The organism is Micromonospora sp. NPDC052213 (assembly GCF_040679695.1).
Lineage (GTDB): Bacteria > Actinomycetota > Actinomycetes > Mycobacteriales > Micromonosporaceae > Micromonospora.
Genome location: NZ_JBFAVI010000176.1, coordinates 1 through 14,354 on the forward strand (window position 1 = coordinate 1; position 14,354 = coordinate 14,354).

Annotated in this window: 17 protein-coding genes and 1 pseudogene; 10 read left to right on the plus strand and 8 right to left on the minus strand. The window is 67.2% G+C overall.

Annotation, left to right across the window (positions count from 1 at the left end; translation table 11 throughout):
* Positions 1–288, minus strand: a 288-nt coding sequence (locus AB0L34_RS28415) for a hypothetical protein (RefSeq protein ID WP_363708102.1), incomplete at its 3' end; no start/stop codon positions are given.
* A 241-nt stretch (positions 289–529) separates the two neighbouring features.
* Here AB0L34_RS28415 and AB0L34_RS28420 point away from each other — a divergent pair.
* Both AB0L34_RS28420 and AB0L34_RS28425 read left to right on the plus strand, forming a co-directional pair.
* Positions 530–1,210, plus strand: coding sequence for a hypothetical protein (locus AB0L34_RS28420; RefSeq protein ID WP_363708103.1), 681 nt, complete (start codon positions 530–532; stop codon positions 1,208–1,210).
* A gap of 95 nt (positions 1,211–1,305) precedes the next feature.
* Positions 1,306–2,037, plus strand: a complete 732-nt coding sequence (locus AB0L34_RS28425; RefSeq protein ID WP_363708104.1) for a class I SAM-dependent methyltransferase — start codon at positions 1,306–1,308, stop codon at positions 2,035–2,037.
* Between the two features lie 115 nt (positions 2,038–2,152).
* On the opposite strand, the gene AB0L34_RS28430 is transcribed toward AB0L34_RS28425, so the two are convergent.
* Positions 2,153–2,365 (minus strand): hypothetical protein, encoded by a 213-nt coding sequence (locus AB0L34_RS28430; RefSeq protein WP_363708105.1) that lies wholly within the window; start codon positions 2,363–2,365, stop codon positions 2,153–2,155.
* Between AB0L34_RS28430 and AB0L34_RS28435 the strand changes: the two genes are divergently transcribed.
* Together AB0L34_RS28435 and AB0L34_RS28440 are read left to right on the plus strand one after the other, a co-directional pair.
* Positions 2,357–3,052, plus strand: a complete 696-nt coding sequence (locus tag AB0L34_RS28435; RefSeq protein WP_363708106.1) for a GNAT family N-acetyltransferase — start codon at positions 2,357–2,359, stop codon at positions 3,050–3,052. The genes AB0L34_RS28430 and AB0L34_RS28435 overlap by 9 nt on opposite strands.
* 168 nt (positions 3,053–3,220) lie before the next feature.
* Positions 3,221–4,111: a DUF1963 domain-containing protein gene (locus AB0L34_RS28440; protein ID WP_363708107.1), complete on the plus strand. Its 891-nt coding sequence runs from the start codon at positions 3,221–3,223 to the stop codon at positions 4,109–4,111.
* Between the two features lie 138 nt (positions 4,112–4,249).
* Here AB0L34_RS28440 and AB0L34_RS28445 read toward each other — a convergent pair whose 3' ends face one another.
* Together AB0L34_RS28445 and AB0L34_RS28450 are read right to left on the minus strand one after the other, a co-directional pair.
* The gene (locus AB0L34_RS28445) at positions 4,250–4,798 is read right to left on the minus strand and encodes a nucleotidyltransferase family protein (RefSeq protein WP_363708108.1); all 549 of its coding nucleotides are present in this window, start codon (positions 4,796–4,798) and stop codon (positions 4,250–4,252) included.
* Between the two features lie 307 nt (positions 4,799–5,105).
* Positions 5,106–6,308, minus strand: a complete 1,203-nt coding sequence (locus AB0L34_RS28450; protein ID WP_363708109.1) for an MFS transporter — start codon at positions 6,306–6,308, stop codon at positions 5,106–5,108.
* 411 nt (positions 6,309–6,719) lie between these two features.
* Here AB0L34_RS28450 and AB0L34_RS28455 point away from each other — a divergent pair, with 411 nt between their 5' ends.
* Positions 6,720–7,340: an AAA family ATPase gene (locus AB0L34_RS28455; RefSeq protein ID WP_363708110.1), complete on the plus strand. Its 621-nt coding sequence runs from the start codon at positions 6,720–6,722 to the stop codon at positions 7,338–7,340.
* 102 nt (positions 7,341–7,442) lie between these two features.
* Here AB0L34_RS28455 and AB0L34_RS28460 read toward each other — a convergent pair whose 3' ends face one another.
* Complete coding sequence (locus AB0L34_RS28460) at positions 7,443–7,967, minus strand: hypothetical protein (protein WP_363708111.1); 525 nt, start codon at positions 7,965–7,967, stop codon at positions 7,443–7,445.
* A 394-nt stretch (positions 7,968–8,361) separates the two neighbouring features.
* On the opposite strand from AB0L34_RS28460, the gene AB0L34_RS28465 reads away from it, so the two are divergent.
* The 5 genes and pseudogenes from AB0L34_RS28465 (at position 8,362) to AB0L34_RS28485 (ending at position 12,566) form a co-directional block, all read left to right on the plus strand.
* Positions 8,362–8,967 carry a YdeI/OmpD-associated family protein gene (locus AB0L34_RS28465; RefSeq protein ID WP_363708112.1) on the plus strand — a complete coding sequence of 202 codons (606 nt, stop codon included), beginning with the start codon at positions 8,362–8,364 and terminating at the stop codon, positions 8,965–8,967.
* A gap of 151 nt (positions 8,968–9,118) precedes the next feature.
* Positions 9,119–9,878, plus strand: a pseudogene (locus tag AB0L34_RS28470) (methyltransferase domain-containing protein).
* Positions 9,879–10,379: 501 nt separating this feature from the next.
* The gene (locus AB0L34_RS28475; protein WP_363708113.1) at positions 10,380–11,594 is read left to right on the plus strand and encodes a hypothetical protein; all 1,215 of its coding nucleotides are present in this window, start codon (positions 10,380–10,382) and stop codon (positions 11,592–11,594) included.
* A complete protein-coding gene (locus AB0L34_RS28480; protein WP_363708114.1) occupies positions 11,591–12,160 on the plus strand; it encodes a hemerythrin domain-containing protein in 570 nt (189 codons plus the stop codon). The genes AB0L34_RS28475 and AB0L34_RS28480 overlap by 4 nt, the downstream gene beginning before the upstream one ends.
* 10 nt (positions 12,161–12,170) lie before the next feature.
* Positions 12,171–12,566, plus strand: coding sequence for a helix-turn-helix domain-containing protein (locus AB0L34_RS28485; RefSeq protein WP_363708115.1), 396 nt, complete (start codon positions 12,171–12,173; stop codon positions 12,564–12,566).
* A gap of 224 nt (positions 12,567–12,790) precedes the next feature.
* Here AB0L34_RS28485 and AB0L34_RS28490 read toward each other — a convergent pair whose 3' ends face one another.
* The 3 genes from AB0L34_RS28490 to AB0L34_RS28500 form a co-directional block, all read right to left on the minus strand.
* Positions 12,791–13,294 (minus strand): hypothetical protein, encoded by a 504-nt coding sequence (locus tag AB0L34_RS28490; protein WP_363708116.1) that lies wholly within the window; start codon positions 13,292–13,294, stop codon positions 12,791–12,793.
* A 165-nt stretch (positions 13,295–13,459) separates the two neighbouring features.
* Complete coding sequence (locus AB0L34_RS28495) at positions 13,460–13,894, minus strand: hypothetical protein (protein WP_363708117.1); 435 nt, start codon at positions 13,892–13,894, stop codon at positions 13,460–13,462.
* A 54-nt stretch (positions 13,895–13,948) separates the two neighbouring features.
* The coding region (locus AB0L34_RS28500) for a transposase (protein ID WP_363708118.1) at positions 13,949–14,354 on the minus strand (406 nt) is incomplete at its 5' end.

Consider the following 14,354-nt stretch of genomic DNA (forward strand, 5'->3'; position numbering starts at 1 on the left):
TCCCGCTGCAGCACCGAGGTACACCGGCAGGTCCAGGACCAAGGCGCTGCCGGCCGCAGCGATGGCGGATCGCTCCTCCTCCGACATCGTGCCGTGACCGAACGCCTGGCCGAACGAGCCGTCGTTCTCCACCCACTCCACCAGCGCGCGAAAGCCCAGGTTCTGCGATGTGAGCGAGTGACCGTCCAGCGTCAGACCGGAACGTCCGAGCGAGCCCTGCCACCGAGCCATCGTCGCCGCAGTCCCGGGAACAAAGAGCCGCACGCCGTACACGTGATCGTCAGGCATGCAGCGGAGCGTAGTACCACTACTGTGCGGAGCCGCTGAAGCCACGTGTCCAGTTGCCTTCCGCAGGACGGGCCACGCGGAACGCTCACATCGCACGCTCATGCCGCGAACAGCGCGTTCGTCGGGCACGGCGGCACCGTCCGTGCGGCCACGCGAACCGCTTCGAGCAGTCAGCGACCGCAGTCCCTGGTTCCTTCCACAGCCGGCGTCATGCCCGGCGCCGCGCGCTAATCTGCCGCGCATGGTCTACCGCGTCGGGGACGTGCTGCGTATCTCCTGCCCGTTCACGCCAACGGTCGTCACCGACGTCGACGATGCGTACGTCAGCGTCCGCTGGCCGTGGTGGGAGATCGACCCGGACGCGGAGGGCTCGCGTTGGAACGGCGAGGCGGCCCTGGGCCGCGTCGATCCGGACGAGCTATACGCGATCGACCCGCCTGCCCTCCGCCTCGCACCCGGTGATACCTGTCGGGTCGGTATACCGGCGCGGATCATCCACGTCATCGAGGTTCACGAGTACGATCCGCCGCAGGAGACGGGCTGGCTGCCCCGCCCGGGCCTGAGCCTGCTCGTTCTGCCCGCTGGCGAGGCTCCGGACGCGGCATCGGAGTTCCAGGGCACGAGCATCGAGCCCGGCGGCGGTGTTCCGTTCACGCTCGAACTGCTCTTCCGGCCATACGCCTTCCTAGAGACCGGCGACGACGTCGCCGACGCCGACGGTCGTGCCTGGCGCTTCGACGGTCCATGGACCTGGGCCGCTTACGACAGCGAGGGCGGCGTGCCCGCCTGGCCCCTGACCCTACTGACCGGCGGAGCAGATCCGGCGGCTGTCGCGACAGCGACCGCTACCGGTTCCCACGAATCCGAAGTCAGCCGCTGGCGCCGAGCGGCCGGCATACAACGCGAAACCCCGCCCCGCTGAACAGGCCACAGCGTCCACCCGCAGCCGGCTCAAGCATCCGGATCTGCCGCTGGTCGGGGTTCAGTCTGAGGAGCTGCCTCTGGGATGATATTGCCGTGTTCGGTCAGCGCGCCAGTCTCGAACTGCTTGGCAACGACGCCTTGGAACAGTCGGCGGTGGTGGCCAACTGCACCATGAACCGCGAGCGGCAGCTGTCCGGGGTCAACAGCTACACCCGGGAGCTGGGGTTCAACCCTCTTGATGTTCTCGTCGCCGGCCTTGTTGGCGCCGGTCGGGCCGAACCTTCGGCAGCCGCTGGCTGGTTGGATCTGTGCTGTGGCACTGGTCGGGCGCTGATCCAGGCTGCCGGGGAACTGCGTCTGGCAGGGCTGACCGAGCGGACACTCCTCGTCGGGGTCGACCTGGTCGACGCCTTCGATCCCGTAGCGGCACCACCGTTGAACCTGGAGCTAGTCTGCGCCTCCGTCGCCAACTGGGCGCCAACGCGGACGTTCGACTTGATCACCTGTCTGCACGGACTGCACTACGTCGGGGACAAGCTCGCCGTCCTGACCCGGGCGGCCGGCTGGCTAACTCCCACCGGCCGATTCGTGGCCGACCTGGACCTGTCCAGCATCCGGCTCCCTGACGGGCGGCCCGCTGGGCAGCGCCTCACCGCCCGACTCCGTGCCGCCGGGTTCTCCTACGACCCCCGTCGCCGCCGGATCAGCTGCACCGGCCGCCGTGAGGTCCGCCTCCCGTACAGCTACCTCGGCGCCGACGATCGCGCTGGTGCCAACTACACCGGACAGCCAGCCGTGCATTCCCACTACGCCGAAGACCGCTGACCGCACCGGCAACGTCCGCACATGCCGTCGGCTGGCGGATCTGAGAACGCCGGACTTGCCGAGTGGATCGGGCGCACCGCTCGGTGCCGCAGGTTCGCTAAGTCGTGCAGGGTGGTCAACCACCGAAAGGGACGCAGTCGGCCAGTACCTGCAAAGTCATCACACCTCCATGGGTGCGATCAACCCCGCGCAGTGCAATTGCCAGCCCCGGTAGCCTGCCGATCATGACGGAATCCGGCTGGCCCGCGCCATCGCATTCACGCATGACGTTGCGCGCCGGCAGGCGCACCAGATCGTCGACATGCCCGATGGGTTCGCGGTGCTCCACGAGAACTTTCCGGCTTCGTACGACCACAACAAAGTGATTCTGACCGCGCCCGTGGAGCCAGCGGAGGCGCTTGCAGCCGTCGATCGAGTGCTTGGCGGTGTGGGCCTGGGGCATCGGATGGTCGTTGCCGACGACCTGAACGGCGTTGCCTGCGCGCCCACCTTCGTCGATGCTGGCTACCAGCATGCGATCAACCTGATCATGGGCCACACAGGTGCGGCGCCGGACCGTCCTGCCGACCCTGCGATCCGGGTCGAGCAGGTCGACCTCGACGCGCTGCGCGAGTCGACGCGCTACGAGTGGCGCGAACAATTGCCGCACGCCAGCGACGAGGTGGTCGACCAGCTCGTCGAGCGACGTGCCACCCTGCTACACGGCGCTGACGAGGTGGCCTTCCTCGCCGTACGCGACGTCGCCGGCCGGGTGCTCTCCCGCGCCGACGTGTATATCGACTCCGCACATCGCATCGCGCAGATCGAAGACGTGATGACCAGCCGGGCATACACCGGCCGCGGGTACGCTCGAGCGATCATGGCCGACGGACTTCGCCGCGCCCACGCCGCCTGTTGCGACCTGGTCTTCGTAGTCGCCGACGCGCAGGACTGGCCCCGACACCTCTACGCCCGTCTCGGGTATGCCACGGTGGGCCGCATCCACGTCTTCGTCCGTCCGACGTCGAAACCCTGATCGTGGACAGCATTCTTTCCTGCGACCGCGCGTTGGCCGCGCCCGGCGTAGTGCGCTGTCATGCCGAGATGTGCGCACCCGATCACGGCGGCAGCGATGCCGACGACAGCGCGTGCGGGCCGTGGGGCACCGGTCGCCGGGCTCGCCCTCGTGGCACCATGTTGCGCTATGGATCATCAGGGGCAGCTTCGTCGTGCAGCGCTCGCGTTGGGCATCCCGGACGACGAGGTCAGCCGGTTCATCCAGCACCTCCGTTTGTCGATCCGGTTGAGCGGAGGATCCAGCGGTGTTCCGGTCGGGCAGTTCGGTGGGTTGCCCCGGCTGCCGGTGGGCATGGACTGGCCGTCCGACGGGGTCAGTCCGTTGCCGTTCATCTTCTCGGTCGACTGTGCGGCGCTGCCAAGAGTCGACGGCTTCGGCCTGCCGGCAGACGGCTCGCTGCTGTTCTTCCTGGACCATGAGCAGGCCGCTGCCACCGGGGAGCGGAGGTACGGGCGAGTCGTGTATGTGCCGGCCGGCACCGATACCGAGGTGGCGGCAGGAGCCACCGACCACGCGTTCGTCGACAAGCAGTACGACGTCGGCGCCACGCTGCGCGCGGAGTTCCCCGATTGGTTCGGGGCGGACGAGGACGACGAGGACGACGAGGACGAGGACGACCTGTCGCCCTTCCAGCAGCAGTTGGCCCGTGACCTTGAGCGTGACCTGCCGCACCTTGACGAACTCTGTGCTCTGGCCAACGATCTCTGGCCGCCTGACAACGGGTACGCCAGCGCCTATCTCGGCGGGTATGCCGACGAGGAGGTGATCAAGAGTATTGCGGAGCAGACCCTCGCGTGGCGCGAGAAGACCGGCGAGATCGCCATCCCGGTCGCGAAATGGTATTCCCATGTGGAGAAGGAGACGCACCGGCTGACGATTGAGTGGATGTCGCTCGCCCGCTTTCCCGTAGATAACGAGTTCTATTACCGGAGTGACGGGAGTTTCGTAATCCGTCACGACGACCTGGCCGCTGGTCGGCTGGACGAGGCGCTTTCCGTGGCTGAGTTGATCCCATAGAACACCGGCGGCGCCGGATACGGCCACGATCTGCGTTGCCGGCGTTGCCGGCGATGCCGACGTCAGATGCTGGGCATCCGCTATTGCCGAGAAGAGGACGTCCTGTCGGGGCTACCCTCCCTTCGCTTGGCGTGCGCGCTAGATTTCCAGCCGCAGTCCGGCCCATCGGTCCAGCCATCCCTTGACCTCCACGCGGCGCTGTACCTTCGCGCGGCCCGCTGCGTTGTTGAAGGCTGGAGAGGGGCGAACAACCATTCCCACAAGGTCAGCCAGCCCATGGCAGGACACCAGGCGAACAGAGTCACCCCGCAGAGTAACCGCGACGCACGTTGCCGTTTCGGGCCAGCACGATATCGCGTCCAAGGCGGACGTGTAGGGCTCATCGCCATTGCGCAGATGCATCCGTGCTTGATTACGAATCTCCCACGGCACCCCAGGCAGGGCCACCATGGCTTGGGCTTCGGCGCGTGCGTCCTCGCGTGGGTCCAGCTTTTCCGGGTCGAAGTAGGCGACATCCACGTCGCGCTCCGGCGAGACCGGGAGGTTGCTGATCGCGTCCCAGACGCGGTTGCGTACGAAGCCGGCACCGATCCACCAGTCCGGCAATCCAAGGTCGGCCGTAGCCCGAAGGACTCTCATTGCTCCCGGGTCTGACTCGATTACGCCCACAACGTCCTGCGCGCTCATGACCACCCCAGGGACCCTAGACCAGCGGACGTGCGCACCGCTTGCGAGGCGGGGGCTGAGGGCAGAGCGAAGTCCGTCACCGACCTGTTTCGGCGCGATCACCGCAGACATCCACTCATGCCGCCGATCGAGCGTTACTGTCGGTCGTCGGCTGGCGGATCTGAGAACGCCCGGACTTGCCGAGAAGCGGACGCGTGGACTTTGCGCGAGGGTCTTATGGTGATCGACTCCGGAGCGCTCCGAGCGCTAACGGGCGAATGTCGCGCGGTTGAGGGGAGGTTTCGCTGCGGTCCGTTACAGCTGTCTGTCACGGCGAAGCGATCACGAGTGGGCCCCGACGTCCCAGCGCCCACACGGTGAGCGCGAAGCAGCAGAGCGCCGTTCCCGTGATCGTGACCGCTGTCCAGCCGCCCGCGGACCAGAGCGTGGTCGCGGCGGCGGAGCCGATAGCAGCGCCGATGAAGTTGCCGGTGGCTAGCGCCGTGTTGAGCCGGCTGCGGGCCTCGTGGGAGAGGGCGAACAGCCGCGTCCGGTTGAGGAGGGCCTGCGTCTGGATGGCGACATCGATCATGATGATCGCGATGATGATAAGTGCGACGGAGCGGCCGGCGAACGCCGCGACGACGAAGGCGGCGAGGGCCAGCATCCAGGCCGCGCCGGTGGCCGGAAGCGACCAACCGCGGTCGTGTAGACGACCGCCGTGCAGGCCGGAAAGGACACCCGCGAGGCCAGCCAACCCGAACAACCCGATCACCGGCACCGGGTACCGGAACGGTGGGCCGCTGAGCAGGAACGTCAGCGCCGTCCAGAACAGCGAGAACGTGGCGAACCCTGTGGCGGCGAGGACCAGCGTCCATCGGGCCGCCCGTTCGCGCATGACCACCCCGCCGACCGAGGCGATGAGCTGCGGGTATGGCATGCGCGTCCGCGGTGCCAGCGGAGGGATCGCGCGGTAGAGCAGAAGCGCGAGCAGGACGGCGGCGACCGCGGCGAGGGCGAAGATCGTACGCCACCCGGCGGCACCGGCGACGAACCCGCTGATCGTGCGGGAGGCCAGGATACCGGTGAGGGCCCCGGACCCGACGGCGCCGACGATCCGACCGCGGTGGGCGTCGCCCGCCAGGTCCCCGGCGAGCGGTGTGAGGACCTGCCCGGAAATCGTCGTTACGCCGAGCACGCCCAGTGCGAGGAGGAGTACGCCGATCGACGGCGCCAGCGCGCACAGCAGCAGTGCGGCGGCCGAGGCCAGCAGCATCACCGGGACGAACCGGCGGCGGTCCAGGACGTCGCCGAGCGGCACGAGCAGCAGCACGCCGACGGCGTACCCGACCTGGGTCGCGGTGACGAGCCAGCCGGCCGTCGCGGTCGCGGCGCGTAGATCGCCTGCGATGAAGCTAAGCAGCGGCTGCGCCCAGTACAGGTTGGCGATGGCCGCTCCCGCCGCCAACGCGAACAGGAACGTCAACCGACGGCTCATCTCCGACGGCAATGCCATGCGGGGTGCTGCCACCCTGCCACGCTAAGGCGCGGGGACCAGCGAGGGCCTGAGCGTGGCAGGGCCGCACCCGCCGGGATGCCCACATCTCTCCCGGCACCCTTTAGGCGTGCCCGGACAGGTCGACACGGCGGGCAACGACAGTCCCCACCGGTGGGGTCGCAGTAGGGAACCGGACGCTGTCATGGCGATCGCGTGGGTATGGCTCGTCGCGTCCGCTGCCAGCGGGCGATGCCGTTGCCTTGGCATGATCGGGTGCGCACATCTGCCGCGAAGCGCTCGTCACGCAAGGTAATCGGCTCACGGGTGCATGCATCCGGACGTGCCGAAATGAGTGCGCCGTCGCATCTGTTGCCCCCTATGTGATGGGACCATCGGTCAGATAAGTCGTCGCTTGCCGTATCGGCACCGGTTAGTCTCTCCGGCGTGACCGGGACGTTGCTCTTCATCATCGGGCCACCGGCCGTCGGCAAGATGACCGTCGGCGAGGAGATCTCGGCCCGAACGGGGCTGCGACTGTTCCATAACCATCTGGCGATCGAGCCGGTGCTGCGCTTCTTCCCCTTCGGCAGCCCGCCGTTCGGGCGGCTCGTCGACCGGTTTCGCTACGACCTGATCGAGGAGGTGGCGGCCAGCGACCTCCCCGGACTGATCTTCACGTACGTGTGGGCGTTCGACCTCCCAGAGGACGGCCAGGCGGTGCAGCAATTCGCGCACCCCTTCCGACGCCGCAGCGGCCGTGTGCTCTTCCTTGAGCTAGAGGCCAGCCAGGAGGAACGACTCCGCCGTAATGAAGGCACCTCCCGGCTCGCCGAGAAGCCGTCCAAGCGCGACGTTTCGGCCTCCCGGCGCAACCTGCTCGACTTGGACCGGCAGTACCAACTCAACTCCAGCGGCCAGTTCGACGACAGCGTCGACTACCTGCGCATCAACAACACCGACCTGACACCCGACCAAGTGGCGATGGCGGCGATCAACCATTTCCGCCTCCACCGGCAGCCCGAACAGGATGTCCCGTCCGCGAGCAAGTCGGGACGATCGGCATGAGTCGAGCCTTACGGGCTCCCGCATTCATCTGCCGCCTGGTGGACGCTCAAGGCTCCGGATCAACTACTATGGGTGATCAAGACTGCAGTAGAGCCATTCCACTCAGTCGTTGATCAGCGTGTCGTACGGCGTATCCTCCGGCGTAAAGATGAGGATGAAGTCCTTGCCTGCCTCGGTAGCGACCCTGCGGAGGGCAGCCAAAGCTTCGGCCTCTGTGGGAAGGTCAAGGCCGAGAGCCGTGGCCGCACGATTGCGCCGAGCTGCCAGATCGGGCATGTCTTCCAGATACTCGGCGGCCAGCTCGCGACTCTCCTCCTCGGTGAACGCGCGGCAGTCGCGCCACCAAGGCGCCACCAGCAGGAGCTGCAGCAACTGCTCCAGCCCGATCGCTACGAGGGCCGCGCTGCCTTCCGAGTCCGCATACAGGACTGGCCGTTCCTCGCCACCGCTACCACAGAAGAAGTACGTGCCCCCGGCACCATCACCCGCGAAGCCCTCGAGTGCCGCGCCTGATGCGAGGTGGACGTCCTCAACGTGGTCTTTCCGGTCGAGCTCGAAGTCGCCCGGCCAGGCCAGGAAGCTGGCGGCCTCGTCGTGTTCGACGATGGCCGTAATCAGCGATTGCATGTGCCGCACCTTATCCGCCGGGCCCGGCAACCGCGCGCTCGTAGGCAGCAGTGGTGGTCCGGGACGGTGGACCTGGCAATGCTCCTCGCGGTGCGGTGGCCACTGCTTCACTCATTTGCCGCAGAACGAGCGGTTGAGGTGCGCGGCTTGGATCGCCGGGCGTCGCCGGCTCGTACGGCGCTGGCGATTGTCAGAGGCCCGTGGTCGTGGACGACGCTCGCCGTAACCGGCACGTGCACGAGGAGTCCGACCTGCCGGCCCGACGTCGCAACCGTTCTGAGCATCGAGGTACTGCCCCGCCGGTCCGTCGAGCGACCGGCGCGCCGGCAGCCCGGCGAGTCGGGCGGTCGAACAGGCAGAGGCTGCGGCCGTGGCGCAGCGATAGCCTGCCGTCATGGTGAGCGCTGAACTGGATGAGTTGATCGTCGCGGACGCCGACGCGCTGCGCGCGTGGTTGTCGGCCCACCACGCCACGTCGCCCGGTGTTCGGCTCGCCCTGACCAAGAAGGGCGGCACGGTCACGACGCTGACCTGGCAGCAGGCGGTCGACGAGGCCCTGTGTTTCGGCTGGATCGACGGGCAGGCACGTAAACGGGATCAGGAAACCTCCTGGATCCGGTTCACCCCTCGCAGGCCGCGCAGTTTTTGGTCACAACGCAACGTCGCGCACGTGGCCCGGCTGGAGGCGCAGGGGCGGATGCTGCCCCCCGGCCGCGCCGCGGTGGAAGCCGCGAAGGCGGACGGGCGGTGGGCGGCCGCCTACGCCCCGCCGTCGGAAGCGGAGGTGCCGGCCGACCTGCTGGCCGCCATCGCTGCGGACCCCGCTGCCCAGGCCATGTTCGACGTACTGACCAAGACCAACCGGTTCGCTCTCATCCACCGCGTCAATGCCGTCAAACGGGCGCAGACCCGCGAGCGGAAGATCGACGAGTTCGTTGCCATGCTGGCCCGTCACGAGACGATCTACCCGCAGAAGGCCAAGCCTCCGAACTCGCCGTAATCGGCAAACTCCATGATCATGTGCACTCATTTGCCGCGAAGCGATCGTCACGCAAGGTAGCCGCCTCACGGGTGTATGCATCCGGACGTGCCGATGAGCGGACGCGGCGTGGCCACGCAAACCAGTTGACGGCACCGGCAGGATTCTCGGTGTGCGTACGTTCAGTGAGCTGGTCGATGAGGCCGCCGCAGTGGACGTGTCCGGCTGGGACTTCGACTGGCTTGAAGGCCGGGCAACGGAAGGGGCGGCCGCCGTGGGGGTACTCGCGGTTGATCGCATCGCGCCTGCCCCACGTCACTTCGGCCTTGGACGTCGACACCGGTGGCGGCGAGATCATCGCCGAGGTGCCGCAGCTACCGCCGAGAATGGTCGTCACCGAAGGCTGGCGCCCGAACGCCGAGCGTGCCCGTCACGCGTTGTCGCCCCGCGGTGTCGAGGTCGTGCCCGTCGAGCAAGGCCGGCCCCTGCCCTTCCCCGACGCCAGCTTCGATCTGGTGACGAGCCGCCATCCAGTGGACCCCGACTGGAGCGAGATCGCCCGCGTGCTCGTCGATGACGGCACGTACCTCGCCCAGCACGTCGGGCCGGCATCCGCGTTCGAGCTCATCGAGTTCTTCCTCGGCCCGCTGCCGCAGGAGCGGCTTGGCCGTCACCCCGATCGTGAGGCCGCGGCAGCGCGGGCGGCCGCGCTCGAGATCGTGGACCTGCGCACCGCTCGCTGCCGGATGGAGTTCTTCGACATCGGCGCGGTCGTCTACACCCTGCGCAAATGCGTCTGGTGGGTGCCCGACTTCACCGTGGAGCGGTACCGGGACACCCTCGAGCGACTGGACGCCCACATTCGCAACCACGGCGCCTTCGTGGCCCACTCGACTCGGACCCTCGTCGAGGCCAGACGTGCACCCCGCTGAAACGCTCACCGAACGGCTTCCCTGAGGCTGCCGCTCGTGCCGTTTGGAGGGCGTTGGCGCCGGTTCAGGTTGTTACGCACCGTGAGGCATGACTACCTCTGCTGCTTCTGGTTCTGCTGGCGCCTCGCCTGATCGTGTCGTTCTCCGTGCAGTGGTCGCCGCATATCTCGGCCGGTATCGAGGTGACTCCCGGCTGAACACCGGTCCGACCTACGATCTTCCTGACCTGGTGTGCCGAGCGGGAGCTTTAGCTTCGCGTAGCGGCCCATGGTCACGCCTTGCGCTGGGCCGCGTAGCCAGCACGTGTCTCGCTTGCCCTGCGGCGACCGGAGCAAAGCGTTGCTCTATACGTGGTGCTGAACCGGGCAGGCGAGGCATGATCAATTAACCCGGTTTTCCAGAGTTCAGCCGATTCCAGCCGTTAGGTGCTGGATAGTGAACGGATGCGTGCGGGCCAACCGATGGGCCTCGCGGCGCGATGCGGCTCGTGAGGGGTTGTGGATGACTTTCAATCCGTTGGCGGAGCGGGGAATCCCGCTCGAGCAGCAGATCCGGAACTGGCGTGAATTGAACGTCGAGCCGATCGATCCGCAGGCTGCCGATCCGTACACCCGGTGCCGGGTGATCACGATGAACGGGATCGAGGTCGAGGCGATCATGTTCAATCGCCAGCTCGCCCGGCACTGCACTGATCCCGATGTGCGTCGGCAGCTGGCGTACCTGCGTTACGTCGAGGCGCAGCAACAGCGGGTGGTGAACTGGCTGCTTCCGCCGATCCCGAGCGCGCTGGAGACGACGATCGCGTACGAGCAGGTGGCGGTGGACCTGACTGCGTGGGTGGCGCGGATGGAGCCCGACCCCTACCTGAAGCAGGCGTACGAGTTCGGGGTGCTAGAGGACTTCGACCACCTGTACCGGTACGCCAACCTGTTCGAGATGATCGAGCACCGCAAGGCGGAGAAGGTGGTGGACGAACTCACCGAGGTGATGCCCGGCCGCCCCACCAAGGCGCACCACCGGCATCCGCACGACAACGTGCGCGACCCGTACGACCGCAACACGGTCAACCCGCTGTCGAGGCTGCACGCCCTGACCGTGATGGCGGCCGAACAGCAGACCATGAACTTCTACATGAACGTCGGCCCGCAGTACATGGAGCCGATCGCCCGACAGCTCTACCAGGAAATCAGCCTGATCGAGGAGGAGCACGTCACTCACTACGAGTCGCTGGTCGATCCTGGCGAGACGTGGTGGGAACGGCTGGTCAACCACGAATACAACGAGTGCTACCTGTACTACTCGTTCATGCAACAGGAGCCGGATCCGCGGGTACGGGCCATCTGGGAGCTGCACCTCAACATGGAGCTGGAGCACCTGCGGGTCGCCGCCGACCTGATGCGCCGCTTCGACGGGCGCGACCCGGAGCAGGTGGTCGCCCCAGAACTGCCCAAACCGCTGCTGTTCGAGTCGAACAAGGAGTACGTACGCCATCTGCTGGCCACTCAGATCGACCTGACCACGCTCGGCGCGGGGTACGTGCGGGATGCGCATGAGCGGTTCGAGCGGATGCAGCAGCAGATTCACGGCGGCCAGCAGCCACCATCCGAGCAGGTGATCGACGAACACCGGAACAGACTCGGCGACGAATACCGGATAGAGACCGAGGGCCCGCACCCGGTGCCCGACCTGCGCCAAAAGACGGCGGTAGGACGATGACCCAACAGACAGGCGACGGCGACGTGATCGACGTGCTGCTGGCCCAGCACGCCCGCATTGAGGACCTGTTCGCCGCCACCCTCAACAGCCGGGGTGACGAGCGGCGGGAACGGTTCGACGAGTTGGTCCGCCTGCTGGCCGTACACGAGACCGCCGAGGAAGAGATCGTCCACCCGTACGCGCAGGTCACCATCGACTCCGGCCCGGCGGTCGTGGCCGACCGGCTGGCCGAGGAGCGCAGGGCCAAGCAGATGCTGGCCGAGCTCTACGAGAATGGCACCGACACCACCGACTTCGACCGCAGGCTGATTGCCCTGCGCGACGCAGTCCTCACCCATGCGAAGCACGAGGAACGGTACGAATTCACGTACCTGCGCGCCGCCGTGGACCCGGAGCAGTTGCACGCCATGGCGGCCACGGTCCTGGCCGCCGAAGCTCTCGCGCCCACCCGACCCCATCCCGGGATCGAGTCCGCCGCGGCCAACCTCGTACTCGGCCCGCCGCTTGCCACCGTCGACCGCGCCCGCGACCTCATGCGCGCCAGAAGGGGAGGCGGCAGCGAATGAAGCAAAGCCGTTGCAACGAGCGGAGCCGGCGGCGCCCAGCGCCACAAGCCATCATCAGGGGCTGAAGTTTAGGCAGCAGGAAACGCTGGCAAGGGCGTTCGGGTGCGCGCGGGTGGTGTTCAACGACGGGCTGCGCGTGCGGCAGGAAGCCCGAAAGGCCGGGCTGCCGTACGTCTCGGATGGGGACGTCCGGTCGTGGACCTGCCTATGCGGCGCGGTCCACGACCGGGACGTCAACGCGGCGATCGACGTTTTGGCCCAGGGACGCTGGGACAACTCAAACGCCTGTGGAGCGCAGGTAAGACCGGCACCCGTGCCGGCGCAGCGCCGTGAAGTAGGAATCCGCCCAGGCGCAGCGCGGCGGTTCCGCGCACAGCGCGGAGGGAATCTCCGTCCTTTAGATTAGGGCGGAGAGAACGTCAGGGCACTGAGGAGATCGGCGCAGCCTGTACCCATCTTGCCGGCGAGGGCCACCTACGCGAGGTGGCTGAAGGCCGCTGGTTCGCGCTGCCTGACGTTCCAGGCGGTACGGCATGAGCCACCCACACGCAGCAACCCACCGCCGTCCGTCTGAGCAGCGCACTTCACAGGTATCCGGATCTGCCGTGATCAGGGTGGGGGAGCGTGGAGTCAGTGTGTCGTCGGTGCCGGCCTGCGGCGGCCCCGCCACCACACCTTGACGAGGATCGGTGGCAGCGCGATCGCGGCGCCGGCGAACGCAAGTGCCAGGGTGCGCCTTTGCTGGATCTCTTCACGTAGTTCTTCGTAGGTGGCCTGGTGTTCGATGACGTCGCCGCGGGACCGTACGCATTCGTCGCCGGGCCCGATCAGGACATCGTGGTTGGCCGGGTTGGCCTCGAAGCAGGCGATCCTGGTCGGTTTCAGTTCCCAGTTGACGCGGTCCCAGTCGACGTCGATCCACGACTGCGACGTGCACACGTCGCCTGAGCAGGAGGTTCGCACCGGCAGCTCCCAGCCGAAACGCAGCATGAGAGCGCCGACGAACAGGCCCAACAGGACAGAGCAGAGGGAGACGACCGCGCGCATGTCAGGTTGGACCGCCGGCAGTCGTGCCTGGTTCCACCAGAGGCCCGCCAGAATGATCCTTCCCGCGCTCGTCTCGGCGTACACCACCGAGAGAGCGTGAGGTTGCGTTATCGACGTCGAATCCCATGTGGGCTCTCAAACGGGCTCACCTCGTCGAGGACCAGCCGCACTCATCCGCCGCCGACGGGCGGTGCGTCACCAGCGGTCGGCAAGGGAACACGCGCTCCGGCCGACGATTCTGCGCCGGAGGCGCTACGCCCAAGGTGGGATGTATCGGCCCACGTAGTCGCGAGCACGGGGGAGCGGGTCATGCCAATACTGGTTCGGCATGCGGTGGTGGTACGTCTCGCAGAACTCAGCGAGACTGGCCGTGATCTTGACGCGCTCTAGCGGGTGGCCTTCGAAGTCCTCGTTGGCCACCAGCAATTGCGGTTCGGGATTCCAGCCCGAGTGGTCGAACGCCCAATGATCCCAGATCGCGTAGGTGTGGAAGACCTGCCCGTCGCCGGCGAGGCGCACGGCCGCTATCTCGATCGACCGGTCTGGGTAGGATTCTCGGCAAACCCAGGCGAGGATGTGACACGCTCCGGCAGCGAAGAAGGCCTGGTCCGTTCGTTCCCATGCGACGCGCTGGTCTGATCGCTCTATTGCCGTCCGACGAAACGCTCCTGCTGCTTTGGCTGCCACAACCCCGCACGTTAGTGGATGGCCCGGCGCATCCGGTCATGGCACCCCTTTATGTCAAGGCGCTGCTGACAGCAAGGGTTTAGGGTGGTTGGTGGCGGGTCTGGGAAGTGGCTTGTCCGAAGGGCCGATGTCCGGGGTCAGGTCGGTCACGCTGGATTGCAGAGTCGTCCCCGATTGCCCTCCCGGGCCCGCCGCGTCCCTTTTCCTCTGGTCGGTGACCATGCGCGCGTAGACCAGGTTGGACAGCCGGCGTTTGAGGGCGCGCATGGCTTCCATGGAGGTCTTCCCGGCGGCCTTCTTCGCGTCGAAGTAGGTGCGGCCTTGCGTGCGGTTGCGTAGCTGGACCACGGCCATGATGTGCAGCGTGCGGTTGATCCGCCGGTTGCCGGCGCGGGAGAGACGGTGACGCTTCTGGTCGCCGGAGGAGGCGTCCAGGGGTGCGGTGCCGTTCCAGGAGGCG